The sequence below is a fragment of the Pseudoalteromonas sp. OFAV1 genome, from assembly GCF_021532595.1.
Taxonomy (GTDB): domain Bacteria; phylum Pseudomonadota; class Gammaproteobacteria; order Enterobacterales; family Alteromonadaceae; genus Pseudoalteromonas; species Pseudoalteromonas lipolytica_C.
On the sequence record NZ_JAKGBG010000069.1, the window covers coordinates 1 to 18,808 of the forward strand.

17 protein-coding genes are annotated in these 18,808 nt (G+C 41.7%); 10 read left to right on the forward strand and 7 right to left on the reverse strand.

Annotation, left to right across the window (positions count from 1 at the left end):
* On the reverse strand, window positions 1-1,027 hold a 1,027-nt coding region (locus tag L1267_RS22350; protein ID WP_235384222.1), incomplete at its 3' end, for an efflux RND transporter permease subunit.
* A gap of 3 nt (window positions 1,028-1,030) precedes the next feature.
* On the reverse strand, window positions 1,031-2,083 hold the full coding sequence (locus L1267_RS22355) for an efflux RND transporter periplasmic adaptor subunit (protein WP_135926312.1): 1,053 nt from the start codon (window positions 2,081-2,083) through the stop codon (window positions 1,031-1,033).
* A gap of 241 nt (window positions 2,084-2,324) precedes the next feature.
* Between L1267_RS22355 and L1267_RS22360 the strand changes: the two genes are divergently transcribed.
* The 4 genes from L1267_RS22360 (at window position 2,325) to L1267_RS22375 (ending at window position 5,673) form a co-directional block, all read left to right on the forward strand.
* Window positions 2,325-3,035: a DUF2982 domain-containing protein gene (locus L1267_RS22360; RefSeq protein ID WP_235384223.1), complete on the forward strand. Its 711-nt coding sequence runs from the start codon at window positions 2,325-2,327 to the stop codon at window positions 3,033-3,035.
* Window positions 3,036-3,058: 23 nt separating this feature from the next.
* Window positions 3,059-3,391, forward strand: a complete 333-nt coding sequence (locus L1267_RS22365; protein ID WP_135926040.1) for a hypothetical protein — start codon at window positions 3,059-3,061, stop codon at window positions 3,389-3,391.
* An 85-nt stretch (window positions 3,392-3,476) separates the two neighbouring features.
* Window positions 3,477-5,153, forward strand: a complete 1,677-nt coding sequence (locus L1267_RS22370; RefSeq protein WP_235384225.1) for an Lcl C-terminal domain-containing protein — start codon at window positions 3,477-3,479, stop codon at window positions 5,151-5,153.
* Window positions 5,154-5,157: 4 nt separating this feature from the next.
* Window positions 5,158-5,673 carry an Lcl C-terminal domain-containing protein gene (locus tag L1267_RS22375; protein WP_135926311.1) on the forward strand — a complete coding sequence of 172 codons (516 nt, stop codon included), beginning with the start codon at window positions 5,158-5,160 and terminating at the stop codon, window positions 5,671-5,673.
* On the opposite strand, the gene L1267_RS22380 is transcribed toward L1267_RS22375, so the two are convergent.
* On the reverse strand, window positions 5,661-6,770 hold the full coding sequence (locus L1267_RS22380) for a tRNA nucleotidyltransferase (RefSeq protein WP_235384227.1): 1,110 nt from the start codon (window positions 6,768-6,770) through the stop codon (window positions 5,661-5,663). The two genes, L1267_RS22375 and L1267_RS22380, sit on opposite strands and share 13 nt — an antisense overlap.
* A 125-nt stretch (window positions 6,771-6,895) precedes the next feature.
* Between L1267_RS22380 and L1267_RS22385 the strand changes: the two genes are divergently transcribed.
* Together L1267_RS22385 and L1267_RS22390 are read left to right on the forward strand one after the other, a co-directional pair.
* Entirely contained in the window at window positions 6,896-7,816 is a 921-nt protein-coding gene (locus L1267_RS22385) for an ExeA family protein (RefSeq protein ID WP_135926037.1), read from the forward strand.
* 13 nt (window positions 7,817-7,829) lie between these two features.
* Complete coding sequence (locus L1267_RS22390) at window positions 7,830-8,864, forward strand: general secretion pathway protein GspB (RefSeq protein WP_235384229.1); 1,035 nt, start codon at window positions 7,830-7,832, stop codon at window positions 8,862-8,864.
* A 20-nt stretch (window positions 8,865-8,884) separates the two neighbouring features.
* On the opposite strand, the gene L1267_RS22395 is transcribed toward L1267_RS22390, so the two are convergent.
* Entirely contained in the window at window positions 8,885-10,093 is a 1,209-nt protein-coding gene (locus tag L1267_RS22395) for an HD-GYP domain-containing protein (protein ID WP_235384231.1), read from the reverse strand.
* Between the two features lie 181 nt (window positions 10,094-10,274).
* Window positions 10,275-14,078 (reverse strand): bifunctional proline dehydrogenase/L-glutamate gamma-semialdehyde dehydrogenase PutA, encoded by a 3,804-nt coding sequence (putA, locus tag L1267_RS22400; protein WP_235384232.1) that lies wholly within the window; start codon window positions 14,076-14,078, stop codon window positions 10,275-10,277.
* A gap of 166 nt (window positions 14,079-14,244) precedes the next feature.
* Between putA and L1267_RS22405 the strand changes: the two genes are divergently transcribed.
* A complete protein-coding gene (locus L1267_RS22405; RefSeq protein ID WP_135926033.1) occupies window positions 14,245-14,727 on the forward strand; it encodes a winged helix-turn-helix transcriptional regulator in 483 nt (160 codons plus the stop codon).
* 52 nt (window positions 14,728-14,779) lie between these two features.
* On the opposite strand, the gene L1267_RS22410 is transcribed toward L1267_RS22405, so the two are convergent.
* A complete protein-coding gene (locus L1267_RS22410; protein ID WP_135926032.1) occupies window positions 14,780-15,376 on the reverse strand; it encodes a TIGR04211 family SH3 domain-containing protein in 597 nt (198 codons plus the stop codon).
* Window positions 15,377-15,590: 214 nt separating this feature from the next.
* Here L1267_RS22410 and L1267_RS22415 point away from each other — a divergent pair, with 214 nt between their 5' ends.
* The 3 genes from L1267_RS22415 to L1267_RS22425 all read left to right on the forward strand — a co-directional run bounded on the left by L1267_RS22415 (window position 15,591) and on the right by L1267_RS22425 (window position 18,244).
* Window positions 15,591-17,111, forward strand: a complete 1,521-nt coding sequence (locus L1267_RS22415) for a CYTH and CHAD domain-containing protein (RefSeq protein WP_135926031.1) — start codon at window positions 15,591-15,593, stop codon at window positions 17,109-17,111.
* Between the two features lie 5 nt (window positions 17,112-17,116).
* Window positions 17,117-17,758, forward strand: a complete 642-nt coding sequence (locus tag L1267_RS22420) for an START domain-containing protein (RefSeq protein ID WP_199526309.1) — start codon at window positions 17,117-17,119, stop codon at window positions 17,756-17,758.
* Between the two features lie 81 nt (window positions 17,759-17,839).
* Window positions 17,840-18,244, forward strand: a complete 405-nt coding sequence (locus L1267_RS22425; protein ID WP_235384233.1) for a diacylglycerol kinase — start codon at window positions 17,840-17,842, stop codon at window positions 18,242-18,244.
* Window positions 18,245-18,296: 52 nt separating this feature from the next.
* Here the strand turns inward: L1267_RS22425 and L1267_RS22430 are convergent.
* A partial coding sequence (locus L1267_RS22430; RefSeq protein WP_235384234.1) for a methionine adenosyltransferase domain-containing protein occupies window positions 18,297-18,808 on the reverse strand: 512 nt, incomplete at its 5' end.

Consider the following 18,808-nt stretch of genomic DNA (forward strand, 5'->3'; position numbering starts at 1 on the left):
CCATTGAAATCGCAAGCGTTCTATATACTTCGTCAATTGATTCTTTGATGAAAATTGATGAGTCGTAGCTGTCTTGAATAGTGGTGCCTTCTGGCAAGTTACGCTTAATTTTTTCGAGCTCAGCGCGGGCGTTATCAACCACGGTAAGCGTGTTCGCTTTGGCTTGTTTTACAATACCCAAACCAATCATGTTACGGCCATTACCACGGAACAGGCTTTCGTCGTCAGCGGCTTCTAAATGAACATCAGCTACTTCACCTAAACGCACCAAATAGCCATCTTCACCACGTTTAATTACTAAATTTCTAAAATCTCGCTGATCTTTATAACTACGCGCGGTACGTACTGTAAAGTCACGGTCGATAGATTCAATTTCACCGGCGGGTAATTCAACGTTTTCTGTACGTAATGTATTTTCAATATCGCTACTGGTAATGCCGCGTGCAGCCATCGCTTTACGGTTTAGCCAGATTTTCATAGCGTATTTACGCTCACCACCAACGCGCACGTTAGAGACACCATCAACAACGGCTAATCGATCAACAATAAAGCGTTGTGCGTAATCAGATAACTGCAATGAATCCATGGTGGTACTGTTTAGTACGAACCACGCGATTGGGCTTTCATCACTGTTTGATTTAGAGACCTCAGGCGGGCGAACCTGCTCTGGTAAGCTATCAAGAGCACGGGCTACACGTTCGCGTACATCGTTAGATGCGGCATCAATGTCGCGGCTGATATTAAACTCAATGGTGATGTTAGAGCGACCATTACGGCTTGATGAGTTAATGCTTTTGATGCCCTCTATACCCGAAATGCGATTTTCGAGTACTTGGGTGATTTTAGTTTCGATTATTTCTGCACTGGCACCGGTATAGTCAGTGCTTACACTAACTATTGGCGTTTCAATATCAGGGTATTCACGCAGTGGTAGCATTGAAAATGCCACCAAACCAAAGGTGAGTAATAACAGGTTTATTACGATCGCAAAAACCGGGCGTTTAACGCTAGTATCTGTAATTTTCATGGTTTATCCCTTGATACTAACTTTACTGCCGGTACGAATTTTAATAATGCCCTCGGTCACAACTTGTTGACCATTTTCAAGACCTTTATCAATGGCAACCCAACCGTCATGACGACCAGCAACATGTACTTCTACTTTGTTTGCTACACCGTCTTCAATTTGGAATACGTAGTGTTTGTCTTGTTGAGGGATTACGGCTTTTTCTGGCACCATTAATGCCTGACTTGAGCTTAGCTCCAATGCGGTGTTTAACAGCATACCAGGTCGTAATAAACCGCTTTCGTTAATAAAGCTTGCGGTGACTTCAACGCTGCGAGTAACAGAATCTATGCGCGAGCTAATATGCGTCACTTTACCTGTGAAGGTTTTATCAGGATAAGCATCATTTTGCGTCATCACTTTCATACCCAGTTGTAATTGCGCTAAGTACTTTTCAGGTACTTTAAAATCAACTTTAATGATGCTGATATCATCAAGGGTGGTGATGTTGGTAGTGTTGTTAACGTATGTACCGATAGAAATTTCGCGCTTGCCAAGTAATCCTGTGAAGGGCGCTTTGATGGTCATTTCAGCAAGCTTTGTTTTTGCACTTTCAAGTTGTGCTTCGGTTGCGTCTACGCGTGAAAGTTGCTCTTCTAATAACGATTTAGCGGTTGCTTGCGAGCGTGAAAGCTCGGTTAGACGGTCTAATTGGCGTTTTTCTTCGCGTAGGTTGATACTTAACTCTTTAACGGCGAGTTCTTCTTCTTGTGCTTGTAATTGTACGAGTTTTTGACCTTTACTTACTAAGTCGCCATCATTGAAAAAGATGTCAGTAACATAATCGTTTTGAGCGCTTCGTATGTAAATAGCCTGATTGGCACGTGCGCTGCCTATTGCTTCAATAAGCACTGCGTTTTCTTCAGCGGTGACTGTGTGTGCTTTTACTTGCGTTGTGCGATCGCCAAAATTTGATTGCTCGCCTTGACTTGAAGGTAAGTACAAATAAATACATAACCCTAGCAATAGTGTGATAATAAAAGGAAAAAGAGCTTTACCGGATTGTGTAGAATACATCATCGTGTTACCAGAAAATTAGTTGAGAGTAGTGTACAAAATTAGTACGTGCCACGTATGTCAGATATCTCGTTTATTTGTGAATTTGGCGTAAAAGTTAAAAGTTCGGCAAATTTGTTCCTTTTATGAGATGAAAAGAGAGGTTTTGGTGTGGGTAAAGAACCAAAGTGTAATTATTGTTTAACGATCCGAAAGATAGTTTTGGTCACTATTGTTATGTTTATTTTTTATTTTTCGTTTTATGGATAAGCAAGCCCCTATTTTGCGAGTGCGAGCCCAAGCATCTCGACATGGTATTGAATGTTTACTTGTTGGGGGCATTGGGTTGGTGTTTATTATGTTGATTAACCTGCTTAGGCCAGGTGAGATCAGCATTATCGAAATATTTTTAGCAACAAGTTGTATTGCCGCTATTTTCATTGGCTTTTTAAAGACTCAAGAACCATATTATAGTTTTACTTTTTCTGGGAAATTACTTATTTTTCATCATAAAGCTGGCAATTGGCAGCTGAATCGCGATAATTTTTACCAAAGTGGTATACCAAAAGTGCATCTAGACCTCGAATACCTTGAGTTAAACGCAGTTGGTATTAAACTCAATAATATAGATGAATTTTTTACGCAGCTCCCTCCCAGAATTGCCGGGCGATTATTGATAGAGCAACGTCATTTATTTATGCAAGTTATTAAAAATCATTGCAAAAATGGCGATTGCCCATCAGAATGGCTTATAGAAGACACGGAATACACTGCCCCAAGTGGTCAGCTTTACAAAGGATTGATTGCTATGTTTGCTAATCGCACGCAGCATTTAAGGCAATTGACTGGATATGATTTATTATTGCCTGCCAATGTTCTTGATACTGACATTTGGCAATTTAGTGCAGATTTAAATCGTTGGAAGTTAAACCCAAACAAGTTTATTAATACTCGCTTAAATAATGAGCAGTAGGTGGTAGTAAGTAGGAACAGGCTATGAGTCAAGAACGTGCTTTTATTAAAAGCGGTCGCAACACGATTATTCATAAAGATAAGAAGCTCGACTTGGTGATCGTCAATGGCGAAACTCACCCACGAATTAAAGTGACCCAAAATGGCCTAGAGCCGTTCAAAGATGAACTGCCAAAAAACCGCCGTGAAGCCAAAGAACGTTATTTAGAAATGGTTTATATTTCAAGCACTGATGTGTTTGCAGAAGAAAAGCGATTACTGTTTATTCAAGCCCTTGATGGCAGAGAGTACAAAGTAGACTACAGTAAAGTCGGTACCAAATTGTTTGTCCGTATCCACCAAGAAAGTTACCTATAACCCTTAGCTTGGCACTTAATTTGCTTATTACTTCCTTATTTGTCAGTTCCTAATAAATTGGCGTGGTTAATTTAAGGTGGTAAATATGAGATTAGTGCTTCTTACCTTTGTTGCATTAACGGCACTATCGGCCTGTGGCGGAGGAGGTGGTTCAAGTGAAACCCCACTTGCAGCGACTGTTAATGCAGGTCTTGATCAGCAAATTATCGAAAAAAGTGAGTTTACCGTTTCTGCGAAGGGCTCTCCCGCTGATGGTACGTTTACATGGCAACGCGTCAGTGGTCCTGTTATTGAAGGCTTTCCAGCACAAGGTGCTGAGCAAACACTGACGGCTCCCGATATTAAATTAGACTCAGAGCTTATTCTGAGAGTTAATTATCAAACGACGGATGGGCAACTGGTTTCTGACGAGGTGAGTATTTTTATCACCTCTAATAATCAATTGCCAGTCGCTGTAATCACTCAAATTGCCCCTGAAGAGCTGCCATCACAGTATAACGACACAATCGTACTCAGTGGTGCAGAGTCAATCGATATTGACGAAAATGGCTCCGTTGACAGCTATCTTTGGAATAAACTCGATGGCCCAGAGCTCATCGTTGATAGCTTTGAAAATCAAACAATCAGTTTTACCCACCCATTACTTGAATCAAATACGCCAATTACTTGGCGACTCACGGTGACTGATGACGAAGGCGGTTCAGCCAGTACCGAGCAAACATTTACCTTAAACAAAACTCTTGAAGTGATTATTGCCAATGCCGGTGAAGATCAACAAGTAATTGAGTTTGATACGGTCACTCTTGATGCCAGTGGTAGCGAAATTGTTACCGCAACAAAAGAGTGTTTTTGGCAGCAAATGAGTGGCGAAACAGTCACTCTTGCTAATCAAAATCAGTGTATTACCACTTTTGTTGCCCCTGATGTTGATACCGATACCGAGCTTAGCTTTGAAGTAACAGTAACAGACAGTAAATCGCGTAGTGACACCGACACGGTGACTATCGATATTAGCCCCAAACCGCTTGGTTTAATTAACGATAGTGGCATGAGTGATTGCTATAACAATTCACAAAAAATAAACTGTAAGAGCGGTGATTTTCCAGATCAAGATGCGGATCTTGGTCGCGATAGCGTTGCAAACCAACTGGATAAAATTGGTCAGGGCGATTTAGCATTCGATTTCACAAAAATGAATGAATTTGCTGATGAACTACCTGATGATGCGACCACATTTAGTTGTGTTCGAGATAACGTTACAGGATTAATTTGGGAAGTAAAATCCCCAAGCACAGCACTGCCTCCAGCCACAACAACTCGCGCTGCGACTAACCACTATACTTGGTATTTAACGACTTCAAACGGCATTCAAGCAGGCAGCGTTCAAGGCGCTGCAAATTCAACTTGCCCAAGTGCAACATCGTGTGGTTTACAAACTTATGTAAATGAAGTGAATGCCACTGACTTCTGCGGCGGAACGAATTGGCGTGTTCCTACTTATACTGAGTTACTCGGGTTACTCGATTATGCTAAACAAGGTGGTACAAGTTTACTATCAACTGAGTTTTTCCCCAATCAGCCAAATGCAATGCAATTAAGTACTGACGGCAGTGCATTCATGCCGTACTGGACTTCACAAACTGCAGCGGATGGTACCAGTTTGTCGCAAGCTTATATCATAAATATGAGTAACGCGAATGACTTAGCTTATCCAAAAGGCAACACGGCTTTTGTGCGTTTAGTAAGAACTCCGGGAGAGTAAAATGATGAAATATCTATCTGCAGCCGTTACTTTACTGGTTAGTGTACCGAGCATTGTCAGTGCTCAGGTCTGTTATGATGCAGCAACCGAAACAACCCCAACAAGCCGCTTTGTCACGCATATCGATGGTACTGTTAGCGATATTAAAACGGGTTTGATGTGGCAGCGTTGTACTTTTGGGCAAAGCTATAATAGCGATATTGATGCATGTGAAGGCACCAGCCAGCAATTAACATGGGGTGAAGCGCTACGAGGTGCTAAAAATGCTACATTCGCTGGTTATTCTGATTGGCATGTTCCTAATATTAAAGAACTTGCAAGCATCTTAGAGCATAGTTGTGTGCAGCCTAGCATTAACGAAACAGTATTTTTATCAACTAAGCTGCAAAACTACTGGAGTAGCACATCCGGTATAACTCGCAGTGATTTAGCGTGGGTGTATCAGTTTGATAAAGGTATCAACAGTTTACATGCTAAAACATCGGATATTTATTTACGCCTTGTACGTTACGAGAAGTAACGACTAATGGCGCTGAGCCGCGCTTGTTCGAGCGCGGTTTTTATATCGGCCCCTTTAATACCTTGTGCGATAAATTGCTGAGGGTTAACAGCCTTTGCTTGATTTGCTGCAAGTGTTAACGACTCATGGCATGGTACGGGGTGCTGTAAACTGATTTCTAACACTTTAAGTACCTGTTTAAAACGCTCTGGGCGTCGCCATAAATCAAGCTGGTTAAAGCAGTTAAAAACCTCGTCGCAACTAGGCTGTTCGCTAGCTAAAACCGCTTGATGGGTTTGCGCGTTAATAGCCAGATCGCGTACTTCATTCGGTAAGCGAATTGTATTTGCGATACTGTTAATTTCCTGACTAGATAAACTTAGCGTTACTTGGCTGAATAAGAGTGCGGTATCATGCAACTGATGGTTATTAGCATAATCGAACCGAGCTTTGAGTGTTTTATAAGTATCCTCATTCCACTGTTTTTCAAGCTCTGCACTGATCACACTCAGGCCACCAATACTTGCAAGAACATTTAAAAAATCGCTAAATGCACCATCACTTAATGACTTTTCAAACTCTAACCACACTCGCTCTGCAGTGAGAGTTGTAAGCTCACCCGCTTTAACCATAGCAATGAGCAACTGTTTAGTTTCGGGGGCAATTGTAAAGCCCAAGTAATGATACCGAGCAGCAAAACGCGCTACACGCAATATCCGTAATGGGTCTTCGCTAAATGCATCGGATACATGACGTAATACACGCTTTTTGATGTCATCTTGACCACCGAATGGGTCAACTAAGCTGCCATCTTCGGCTTGAGCAATGGCATTGACGGTTAAATCACGGCGAATTAAATCTTGCTCTAGAGTTACCTCTGGAGTGAAATCACAGATGAACCCTGTATAGCCTTGCCCTTGTTTGCGCTCGGTGCGAGCAAGCGCATATTCTTCTTTGGTTTTTGGGTGCAAAAACACCGGAAAATCTTTGCCAACTTGTTGGAAACCTTGGTTTATTAGCTGTTCAGGTGTGGCGCCGACAACCACATAATCGCGTTCTTTAATTTCACGACCAAGTAGAGCGTCTCTGACTGCTCCACCGACTAAATAAACCTGCATAGATCACCTTCAATTTTGTGTTTTCAGTATTTTACGTTATTTGTTCAATAAAATGCGAACAAGGTTTTAAGTAGCGTTGTTTTTTGCCATTATAGGCGGTGATTTTAAACGCAAGGAATATCACGGTGTATTTAAGCTATTTCGGCTTGTCAGAAAAACCTTTTTCGATTGCCCCCAATCCTGAGTATTTATTTCTGAGTGAACGCCATAAAGAGGCGTTGGCACACCTTACTTATGGACTCGGTGAAGCGGGTGGCTTTGTGCTATTAACAGGTGAAGTCGGTACAGGTAAAACAACATTAATAAGAAGCCTGCACGAGCAGTTGCCTGAAAACACCCAAGTAGCGCAAATCCATAATCCAGCTTTGTCGCAGCTAGAGTTGCTTGCCAGTATTTGCGACGAATTGAAAATTGATTACGACAGTGACAATGCCACATTAAAAACCCTCACTGATGTGATTAAAAAGCACCTTGAGGCAAATAACCAAGCTGGTGGCCATACCATCTTAATTATTGATGAAGCGCAATTACTCGCACCAGATGTACTTGAGCAGTTGCGCTTACTGACCAACATCGAAACCGATCACAAAAAGCTGCTGCAAATTGTGTTAGTAGGGCAGCCAGAGCTACAGGAGCTTTTAAAACGTACTGAACTTCGACAACTTGCCCAGCGTATTACGGCACGTTACCACCTACTGCCACTGACTGAAGGGCAAGTATTTGCCTATGTCAAGCACCGCTTGTTTAAAGCGGGCACTGAGCAAGCCTTGTTTTCAGGTGATGCGTTAAAAGCGATTTATCAAGTTACTCAGGGCGTACCTAGATTAATCAATTTATTGTGTGAGCGTTGTTTGGTGGGGGCTTTTTCGCAGCAAAAACTTACCATAGACAGTGAGCTTGTGATGCGTTCAGCCGAAGAGGCATTGCCGCCAACCAGCACTGAAGTTATACCTAAAGGTGCTCGAGAGCCGAGCTATGTATGGCTTTATCCTGTTTCATTTTTAGCCGTATTAGGAATGGGTATTGGTTTATCCTACCTAATTTAACGAGTGATCAATTATGTCATTACTTTTAGATGCAATAAAACAATCGGCTCAACATGAGCAAACAGCCGTTGATCACGATCAGGCTGCTTTACAGCTTAAACAGCAGCAAGAGTTAACACGCTATAAGCGTTTAGCCTTTTCATTTGGGTTATTACTGGCTGCAATTTTAACGCTAATGGCTGGTTTTTCGATTGGTAAGTGGTTACAGCAAAGTAAGCCATTTGCTGAGCAGCCAGTACTAGCAAATGAGAATGAAAAAGTACCCAGTGCGACAGCTGAAAATGTTGCGGGTTCTAAAGATCAAGAGCAACTTCAAACAGATAACTCTGTAGCTAAATTACCGTCTGGTTCGCAACCTGTGGTGGCACAACAGCAAATGATGCAACAACCCCCTCAGCAACAAACCATGATGCAGCAAGTTCCTGTGCAAGGTGCTCAGCAGTACCAGTGGGTACAAGTGCCTGTAAACACAGTGCCAGTTTATGCAAATCAAGCACAGCCGCAATATGCCCAGCCAGTGTATCAAAATCAAGCTGCTTATCAGCCGCAGCCACAGTTTTCGCAGCCGATGCAAATGCAGCAAGCTGCACCACAGCCGACAAATAGTAATGGCATTGATTACAGCAAATACAAGGTACTTGGTAAGCCCCTTGATGAGAACGCCAATAATCAAACTAAGCAAGCTGAGCCAGATGATGAGTTAAACGAAGTGTCGGATTCGTTAAAAAAAGCTTTTGCGCAAGCGGTTCAGGATGTTGACCAACAACGTTCTTCGCAGGTAACGCATAGTACTAAAAATTCGTCTTATGCTGATCCGATAGAGCTGCTCCCTGAGTCTATTCAAAATTCAATCCCAACACTTAAATACCAAGCGCACATCTACGCATCTGAGCCATCAAAGCGTTGGATAAAACTCAATGGTCGTGAGCTTTATGAAGGTGATAATATCGGTGTGTTATCGTTAATCGAAATCACGCCAGAGCAGAGTTTACTTAGCTATGATGGCTATGAATTCACTTTAAAAGCACTGCAAGACTGGCCTGAGTAGCCAGTCATGATGAATCAAGCTTAAGGTAGAATAGAGCTTTTGAAAAAACGGATTAGATCGATGTTAAATTCACTCGGTCTGACCGCTGCTTCAAGGCTGTCGTGGCAGCGACTGTTTGCTAAATCGATATCTTGTACTTCTGTATATCGGGTATGTTTAGCGTGATAAAAGACTTTCACTTGAGGTTTAAGTGGGCTTGTTGGGTTGCTGCGAGTAACCACACCAAGTTTTTGGCTTTCTAGCCTTACCAATGTGCCAACTGGGTGAATACCAATGCATTGAATAAATTTAGTGACCAAATCACCATCGAAACTATCTGGGCAGCCATCTTTTAATATTTTGAATGCTTTGATTGGCTCCATTCCTGCCTTGTAGACTCTTTCCGCGGTCAATGCATCATACACATCAACAATCGAGGCCATACGTACATACAGGCTTATTTCATCGCCACTTTTACCAAAAGGATACCCACTACCATCTAAGCGCTCATGGTGAAAGCCTGCAATATCAACGGCAATACCACTGAGGCCAGACTGCTCTAATATTTCTTTGCTAAAGCGTGCATGATTTTGAACGAGTTGGTACTCTTCATCAGTCAATTTACCTGGTTTATTGAGTATTTTATCGGGGATATTAATTTTGCCGATATCATGAAGTAATGCACCGGTGGCAAGTTCTTGAATAATCGATTTTTCGATACCTAAATGCTTTGCAAAAATGCTGATCAAAATAGACACGTTAATTGAATGCTCAAGTAAGTAAGCATCTTTTTCTCGCATGCGAGTGATACAGGTTAATGCATCTTGATTTCTAAACACAGAATCGATAAAACCGCTTGCTAGCTCTTGAAAAGGGGCAACATCAATTTTGTTTCCTTCTCGAATGTCTGCAAATGCTTTGCTTTGGAGTGATTTGGCTTCTGTATAAAGACTATTTGCTTTTGTCATCTCTGCCGACATACTGTGCGTAGTGTGCCATGGATCGAATGGCTCAGAAGAGACGGCTGGTGCTGCAGGTTTTGGTTTTTCAGTGATTTTACTGTCACTATCTAGATTTAGCGTTTTATCAGGATCGATTTCAATTTCTAAAATACCAGCTTGCTTAAGCTTATCAATACTGCCTTGTGTTTTTACCCAACCTTGGTTTTTTATACGGATCTTGCCTGTCTGTTTTGTCACGCCGTGAACAAACATGCCAGGTTTAAGTTGATTGATAGGGAGTGTTTTCAAGGCCTTTACTTCTGCTCAGATACAATACTATTAAACTAGCAGAAAATGTGTATTTCAGTAAATATTAATAGTACTTAATGGTGTTTTAAACTGCTGGGCAACCTTAAAAACGACTATAAAAAAAGCCCCCAGCTGACAAGCTGGAGGCCCTTAGAAGTGACAATAAGTTAGATAAACTTATTTACTCGTCGTCTTCAACCAATGTCATAAGTGATGTGTTACCACCTGACGCTGTCGTGTCGATACTGATTGTTTTCTCAGTTAGTAGACGTTTGATTAGCGTATCGTAGTACTCAGAGCTAATTACCGGCAGGATTGCACCTTTACGTTGTGCTAACTGCTGGCTGAAATAGCCTAAGCGAGATGAACGCGCAGCAACAACGGCACCAGCAAGGTGAGGATGCGCTAAAATAGCTTGTAACTGATTAGGTTTAGCTACTTGGAATACACCCTCTGCAATACCTGTTGAGATAAACTTATCTTTAAACGCCACAGCTTCGTCATAGAACAACTCTGAAGCAACAGTGATAACAGTATTACCAGCCGCAAGTGCAGTGATAATAGAAATTGCCCAGAAGTTAAATGACGTACTCTTATCTGCATAACATACTACGCAACCACGTGGTTCTAAGTGTAGCGTGTTTGACTCACCCGTAGGCCCAGGCAACAAAGTGTGTTTACGCATGTGCTTTTCAAGACGGTTAAGCTGCGCACGTGCATCAGCAAGGGTTAATGCTAAGTCATCAGCAAGCTCATCAATGATTTCAACGGTTGCAACTTTAGCAAGTAATTGACGCACAGCCGAAACTCGGTCATTTAACGGTGTTGAACGCCAGATCTTCTCATCACGTAATGAGTTTTCCATTAACTTAGCAACTTGCTCAGCCGCACCTGAATAGTGGTGAGTATCTAGCTCATCAGGTGTTAGGTTTGTCATTTGCACGTTATCTGGTGATGCTTTCTCTTTCACTAGACGTTGTAAGTAGTTAGGGCCACCTGCTTTCGGACCAGTACCTGATAGACCACGACCACCAAAAGGTTGAACGCCAACAATCGCACCAATCATGTTACGGTTGATGTAAACGTTACCTGCACGCGACATTTTCGCTAAGTATTCACAACGCTCTTCGATACGTGAATGCACACCCATCGTTAAGCCAAAGCCAGTGCCATTGATTTGATCAATCACGTTATCAAGCTCTGTACCTTTGAAACGGATGATATGTACACACGGGCCAAATACTTCACGTTTAAGCACAGATAAGTCTTTGATCTCATATAGACGAGGAGCAAAGAAATAAGCGCCATTTTCGTTGTTATCAGGAATTTCACACTCATAATGAAGTGTTGCGTTACCTTTTAGGTATTCAACATGTTCATTTAAATTTTTCAGTGCTTTTTCGTCGATTACAGGACCAATGTCAGTCGAAAGTAACGAAGGATCGCCAACATGTAGCTCTTTTAATGCGCCTTTAAGCATTTCGATGATGCCATCAGCAACATCTTCTTGTAAGAACAACACACGAAGTGCAGAACAACGTTGACCGGCACTTTGGAAACCTGAGCTGATCACATCGTCAACAACTTGCTCTGGTAGAGCTGTTGAGTCAACGATCATACAGTTTTGACCACCGGTTTCAGCAATTAGTGGTACTTGAATATCGTTACGCGCAGCAAGTGTTTGCGAAATAAGCGTACCTGTTTCTGTTGAACCTGTGAACATAACAGCTTGAATTCGCTCATCAGGAACAATTGTTTTACCTACATCGCTACCACGTGCGATAACAGGTTGTACAACGTGCTCAGGTAAACCAACAGATAACATAAGCTCGATAGTACGTAAGGCAATTAAGCTTGTTTGCTCAGCTGGTTTTGCAATAACTGTGTTACCAGTCACGATCGCTGCAGCAACTTGGCCTAAGAAGATAGCTAATGGGAAGTTCCATGGGCTGATACATAAGATCACACCACGTGCTTCAAAACGCTCATCTTGTGCTAATTCTTCAGCTCGAGCTGCGTAATAGCGGCAGAAATCAACGGCTTCACGAACTTCATCAATACCATCTTTGGTAATTTTACCCGCTTCTTTAATACAGATAGCAACTAGCTCATCGTGATGACGTTCTAGAATATCAGCAATACGGCGTAGTAAGTTAGCACGCTCTTTAACCGGCGTTTGTGACCATGATTCAAATGCTTTTTCTGCATTTTCTAATAATGCTGTCATCTCTTCGGAAGAGTGAAGTTTTACATGACCAATCACTTCTTTGTGATTTGCTGGATTCTTCACTGCTAGAGAGCCTTCAGGCACATCATTTAAATCAATACGATGCTCTGCAAACCATGCATCTAGATTTTCTTTAAATGGAGTGATGACATTGATATCAGTTAAGTCCATGCCTTTTGAGTTAGCACGTTCTTCACCATATAAATCAATTGGCATTTTAATTTGCGTGTTGTACTTGTTACGTAAACCTTGCAGTGTTTCTACTGGGTCAGGTAAAAGTGACTCAACAGGCTTAGTGGTATCAACAATCGCATTTACGAATGATGAGTTAGCACCGTTTTCTAATAAACGACGAACTAAGTATGCAAGTAAGTCTTCGTGTTGACCAACAGGCGCATAAACACGACATTGAATTTTTTCTTGGGTTACGATTTGGTCGAATAACGACTCACCCATACCGTGTAGGCGTTGGAATTCAAAGCCTTCGTGGTCGCCTTTAGCAACTTCTAAAATAGTTGCTGCAGTGTAAGCATTGTGTGTTGCAAATTGCGGGTAAAGCACATCACGTGCTTCAAGTAGCTTGATAGCACAGGCTTTGTAAGAAACGTCAGTTGTCGCTTTACGAGTAAATACAGGGTAGTGATCTAAACCATCTTGCTGAGTAGTTTTGATTTCTGTATCCCAGTATGCACCTTTAACAAGGCGAACCATTAATTTACGGCCAACGCGACGAGCAAGATCAGCAACCCACTCAACCACAAAAATAGCGCGTTTTTGGTATGCTTGAACAGCTAAACCAAAACCATTCCAGTTACCTAAATCGTCATCACTAAATACAGCTTCAATAACATCTAGTGAGATATCTAAACGATCAGCTTCTTCAGCATCAACAGTGAAGCCGATGTCGTAGCTTTTCGCTGCAAGGGCAAGTTCTTTTAACTTAGGTACGATTTCAGCGATTACGCGCTCGCGATGAGTGAATTCATAGCGTGGGTGAATTGCAGAAATCTTAACTGAGATACCTGGGCTCTTGATAGGACCACGGCCATTTGCCGCTTTACCAATTGCATGGATAGCCGTCATGTAGCTGTTGAAGTAACGCTCTGCATCTTTCATTGTGCGAGCACCTTCACCTAGCATATCGTATGAGTAAACGTAGCCTTTTTGTTCTTTATCTGCCGCACGTTCAATCGCTTCGTCAATGGTACGACCCATAACGAATTGCTTACCCATGATCTTCATCGCGAAGTTCACAGATTTACGAATAACAGGCTCACCTAAGCGACCAATGGTCTTTTTCAGCACACCAAATTGTTGTTCTTTAGATTTGTCGCTGTAGTTAACCATTTTACCAGTTACTAACAGACCCCAAGATGATGCATTTACAAATAATGAGTCACTGCTACCTAAGTGCGAACTCCAGTCACCTTTAGCAAGCTTGTCACGAATTAGCGACTCTTGCGTTGCTTTATCTGGTACGCGTAGTAGTGCTTCAGCTAGACACATTAAAACAACGCCTTCTTCACTTGATAGTGAAAATTCGTTAAGTAGTGCATCTACACCGCTTTGACCATCCTGATCGCGACGGATATTTAAAACCATTTGACGAGCACGTTCCCACGCTCGGCTACGCGCTTTCACGCCTACTTCAGCCAAAGGCAAAATATGATCAATTACCGCGTTTTCATCAATACGGTAAAAATCACGGATTTTTTGTCTTATTGGACATTCAGTTGTCAAATCGCCATTAAATAGCATATGTAACCCTCTGGTGTGTGGAGTCGAGAAATACAATTAATGCATTTCTTGCCATTGATATATTTCGTGCATTCTAATTAAAATCCAGCAGAATATGCTGGTTATATTTTTCGATTTACGATAATTTACAGGGCATACCGTTAACTTAGCCGCATAAAATTCTGTTATGACTAGTCCGAATAGATTACGCATGTTAGATCGCATCGATTTAGCAATTTTAGACGCTCTGCAAAAAAATGGCAGAATATCTAATGTGAACCTGGCAAAACAGGTAAATTTAAGCCCAAGTCCATGTCTTGACCGTGTAAAGCGTCTTGAACAAGAGGGCTATATTGAAGGCTATTATGCCAAGCTAAGTGAAGCAAAACTAAATCAAAGTTTATTAGCACATGTACAGGTATCACTTGTCACATCGAATACATCGGTGTTTAAAGTATTTCGCGAATATATTTTAAATATCCCACAAGTTGTTGAGTGCGATATGGTCGCAGGTGGCTACGATTACTTATTAAAAGTACGAGTTTCAGATATGGATGAATATCGTCAGGTATTGGGTGATTTAGTTGATATACCGGGGGTAGGCACCCATCACACTTATATGGTGATTGAGAAAATCAAGCAAGACAGTGGTTTGCTCTTTGATATCTAAATTAAGCAGACAATAAAAAAGCACCGTTAGGTGCTTTTTTATTGTCGATAGATTATGCCCAGCCATCATATCGCTTACGGCGCGACAACATAATGGTAAGGATAATACCTAACAATAAACCAATAAATGCAATTGCGCCGCCATAGGTAAGTAGCTGACGTTTTTCTTTTGCACTGGCTGTTTGTTTAGCGTTGCGCTCAGATTCAATTGTGTTTTTAAGCGCTTGGATTTGCTCACTTAGTGCTTGGTTTTGCTCTGTGAGGGTTTTATTTTGCTCTTGTAACTGAGGCAGTTCAATTTCTGCTTGGCGTAGTTGCTCTTGCATTAAAGTCATATCATTACTTAATGCTTGAAACTGCTGTTGAATACCTGCATTTTCAGTCACAAACTTTGCTTCTACCCAGCCTTCACGATCTTTGTCGTCACGGATTTTAAAATAACCATTATCTTCAGCTGACAGTAAAGTAACTTGAGTACCTGCATCAACCGAACCTAAAATACGGTAGTTTTTACTCGGACCAGAGTGCATAAAGGTGTAGAGGTTATCGACTATGTATGCGGTGTTTTCGTTACTGCTTGGCGCTTCTTCTGCGTAACTAATAAAAGAGGTGGCCGCTAGGAGCAACCCAAAAATACACTGTTTTAACATCAATCTACCTTGTTAACGTAACCATTGCCTAGAAATGGCCAAATTTATAATTTCTTTATGTATAGAGATAGTAGGGATTTCAACTATTAATAGCAAGGAAGATATTGTAATCCATAGCCAAGCTCAAGATTAAAATTCAGGAAAAAGTTTGCATTAAGTAGCTGCTTTGTTTATTTTGATCACTTAATTATTTTAAATGTACTCCGCAAAGCGAATGGATACTGAGATAGAACTGAAGTTTTTGGTGTCAGATGCCGTTGTTCCACTGATCCCCGCATTAATTACTCAATTTGCAAAAACCGTTACAAACAAGCCCTCACGTAGCTTACAAAATGCTTATTACGATACACCAAGCCGAGAATTGCGCGCATTAGATATTGGTTTACGTACGCGTTGCTGCGATAACCAATGCGAGCAAACCATTAAGCTTGCAGGCGAAGTGGTTGGTGGTTTACATCAACGCCCTGAATACAACTTACCGCTTGAGGGTACACGCCCTGATTTACTTGCTTTTGATGCTGCAATTTGGCCGCATGGTATGCAAGTTGGGTCAATAGCCGATAACCTATACCCAATTTTTAGTACTAATTTTATTCGCCGTACTTGGTTAATCGAAACTGACAGCGGTGCAAAGATTGAAGTAGTGCTTGATAAAGGTGAGATTTCTGCATCGGGCAAAGTTGAACCCATTTCTGAACTAGAAGTTGAGCTAGTAGAAGGTAGTCGCCAAGAGTTATTTGCTTTAGCCGATAAGCTAGTGCGCGAAAGTAATGTGCGTTTAGGCTTATACTCAAAAGCAGCTCGTGGTTATCGCCTTGCTGATGACAATCCGTTAAAAGCAAGCAAATCAATTGGTTTTGTGCCGTTAAAGCGTGATGCAACGCAAGAGCAAGCGCTTATAGAAAGCATCAACTATGCAATTCGCTTTGTGCAAAAACATGAAGCTTGTTACTTCATCAAGCCAAGCCTAAAAACCCTTAAACGTGTGACCGATGGAATTCGTTTGATTCGCCACACTTTCTGGTTGTTTGATGACATAGTAAGTAAAGATGACACTGATTTATTACGTACAGAGCTAAAATGGCTGCTAAGCGAACTAGCGTGGGTAGAAAATGCAATTCAGTTAAAAACCTACACATCTAAACGCCACGCTTATTATAAAAAAATTAATAGTGCGCCAGAACTCACGCAAGTTATCAACGACTTAAAACAGTTACAACCAAGCATCGAAGATGTACAAGAGCTGTTTCATAGTACTCGCTATAATCGTTTATTGTTACAACTAACTACATGGTTGATAGAAAAACAGTGGCGTAAATCATGGGGACAAGCTGAGTTTAAAGCGGCTGAAGAGCCCGTTGCTGATATTGCAAAGCGATTATTTGCTAAAGATTGGCACGATATGCATGAGCTCATTCCAGAGCAAAAAGTGTTTACAGACAAGGATTACTTAGCACTGCGCACGCGCCTAGAAAACTCTCTGCTTAGTGGAAATTGTTTAGGAGCGCTATTTAACAAAGACGACCGTAGTGAGTTTCGTATTCCATGGTTAGATATATCTCATGGTATTTATGAACTAAGTACACTTGAGTATCTAAAACAGCTGTGTGCTGGTCATGAAGATTTAGAACTTGCAAAAATACAGTCTTGGTTGGAGCAAAAATCTGAATTTTTAGTAAGTGCAATGGAGCAAAGCCGTCACGCTACATTCGACACAGACCCTTACTGGCTATAAATAAAGTGCGTCTTTGCTTAATAGTTGGGTTAGCTTGGCTGAGTTTATCTGCCTGTGCTAACCCAATTGAATGGCAAGTCTACAAGCAACAAGACGACATCAAGGTTAGTTATAAAAAGCATGACACCGGCATAATAGAAATTAATGCTTCTGTGCTGGTTAAAAACGCCAAAGCGAGTGACTTTATGGCGTTATTAAGTGATACAGAAAACGCGCCTAATTGGCTCGAAAACGTGAAAAGCGTAACCTTAATGGAGCGCTTAAGTCCCTCAGAAACTCTTGTTTATACCCACTTTAACTCGCCTTGGCCGGTATCAGATCGAGACTTGGTGAGTTACTCTTGTTATCGCGCTTTAGGTGAGCATAAAACTGAGCTACAAATTAAAAGCCAGCCCTATGCAAAAGCAGAAGTGGCGGGGGTTGTACGAATTAAAAACCTCACTGCATATTGGCGCTTAGAGCAGCAACAAAGTAATTTGTTGGTCAGCCATCAAGCTTATGCAGATCCGAGTGGCTCTATCCCTTATTGGTTAAGTAACAAAGTGTCATTAAAAAGTGTTTATAAAACACTACAATCGCTCAGAGAGCAGTTAACTAATAATCAGTTTTCGCGCACCAAAACCAGCAGCATCCCCGGTAATTGCTAGCAATTAAAACAAGAGTCTTATGGTGACAGTGTAAGAGTTTATTATTATGATCAGGTTAATTCTGAGGCAGTAGGTAAAAAAATGAAAGAACCAAAAATCCCCCTGGTCAATAAGCCAAATGGCCTTGGTGTTGGACGCATTTTAAAAGCAACTAAATGCTCGATTAAAGGCCTTAAAGCGGCGTTTAAAGAAGAGTCTGCATTTCGTTCTGAAATTTATTTAGGACTGTGTTTGTTACCCTTGTCGGTCGTATTGGCGCAGTCACTTAATCACTGGTTAGTGTTGTTTATTCCCTATTTATTATTATTAATCGTCGAGTTACTTAACTCATCAATAGAAGCGCTGACTGACCGAGTTGGCATTGAGTATCATGTATTATCAGGGCGAGCCAAAGATATGGCCTCTGCGGCGGTGACATTGTCGCTGGTGGTTTTAGCCTTGGTATGGGGTGTGGCTGTTTACGAGAAAATAGTTTCCTACTTTTAAATCAAACACAAAAAAAGCGCCAAACGGCGCTTTTTTCATTTTATTTAACCTATTACAGGCCAGCAGCTGCGCGAAGTGCGTCTGCTTTGTCTGTGCTTTCCCAAGGGAACTCATTACGACCGAAGTGACCATAAGCCGCAGTCGGTTGATAGATAGGACGCTCAAGATCAAGCATTTGGATTAAGCCGTAAGGGCGTAGGTCGAAGTGCTCACGCACTAACTCGATTAGACGTGCTTCATCTAATTTACCTGTACCAAATGTTTCGATGCTGATAGATGTTGGCTCTGCAACACCGATAGCGTAAGAAACTTGTAGCTCACACTTGTCAGCAAGACCAGCAGCAACCACGTTTTTAGCAACGTAACGTGCAGCATATGCAGCTGAGCGGTCAACTTTTGATGGATCTTTACCAGAGAAAGCACCACCACCGTGACGAGCCATACCACCGTATGTATCTACGATGATTTTACGGCCTGTAAGACCACAGTCACCCATAGGGCCACCGATTACGAAACGGCCAGTTGGGTTGATGAAGAACTTAGTCGCGCTTGAGATAAGCTCAG

Bases quoted from the DNA above. Each gene is read 5' to 3' on its own strand.
- L1267_RS22355 (WP_135926312.1), bottom strand. From the start codon at position 2,083: ATGTATTCTACACAATCCGGTAAAGCTCTTTTTCCTTTTATTATCACA.
- L1267_RS22360 (WP_235384223.1), top strand. From the start codon at position 2,325: ATGGATAAGCAAGCCCCTATTTTGCGAGTGCGAGCCCAAGCATCTCGA.
- L1267_RS22365 (WP_135926040.1), top strand. From the start codon at position 3,059: ATGAGTCAAGAACGTGCTTTTATTAAAAGCGGTCGCAACACGATTATT.
- L1267_RS22370 (WP_235384225.1), top strand. From the start codon at position 3,477: ATGAGATTAGTGCTTCTTACCTTTGTTGCATTAACGGCACTATCGGCC.
- L1267_RS22375 (WP_135926311.1), top strand. From the start codon at position 5,158: ATGAAATATCTATCTGCAGCCGTTACTTTACTGGTTAGTGTACCGAGC.
- L1267_RS22380 (WP_235384227.1), bottom strand. From the start codon at position 6,770: ATGCAGGTTTATTTAGTCGGTGGAGCAGTCAGAGACGCTCTACTTGGT.
- L1267_RS22390 (WP_235384229.1), top strand. From the start codon at position 7,830: ATGTCATTACTTTTAGATGCAATAAAACAATCGGCTCAACATGAGCAA.
- putA (WP_235384232.1), bottom strand. From the start codon at position 14,078: ATGCTATTTAATGGCGATTTGACAACTGAATGTCCAATAAGACAAAAA.
- L1267_RS22405 (WP_135926033.1), top strand. From the start codon at position 14,245: ATGACTAGTCCGAATAGATTACGCATGTTAGATCGCATCGATTTAGCA.
- L1267_RS22410 (WP_135926032.1), bottom strand. From the start codon at position 15,376: ATGTTAAAACAGTGTATTTTTGGGTTGCTCCTAGCGGCCACCTCTTTT.
- L1267_RS22415 (WP_135926031.1), top strand. From the start codon at position 15,591: ATGGATACTGAGATAGAACTGAAGTTTTTGGTGTCAGATGCCGTTGTT.
- L1267_RS22425 (WP_235384233.1), top strand. From the start codon at position 17,840: ATGAAAGAACCAAAAATCCCCCTGGTCAATAAGCCAAATGGCCTTGGT.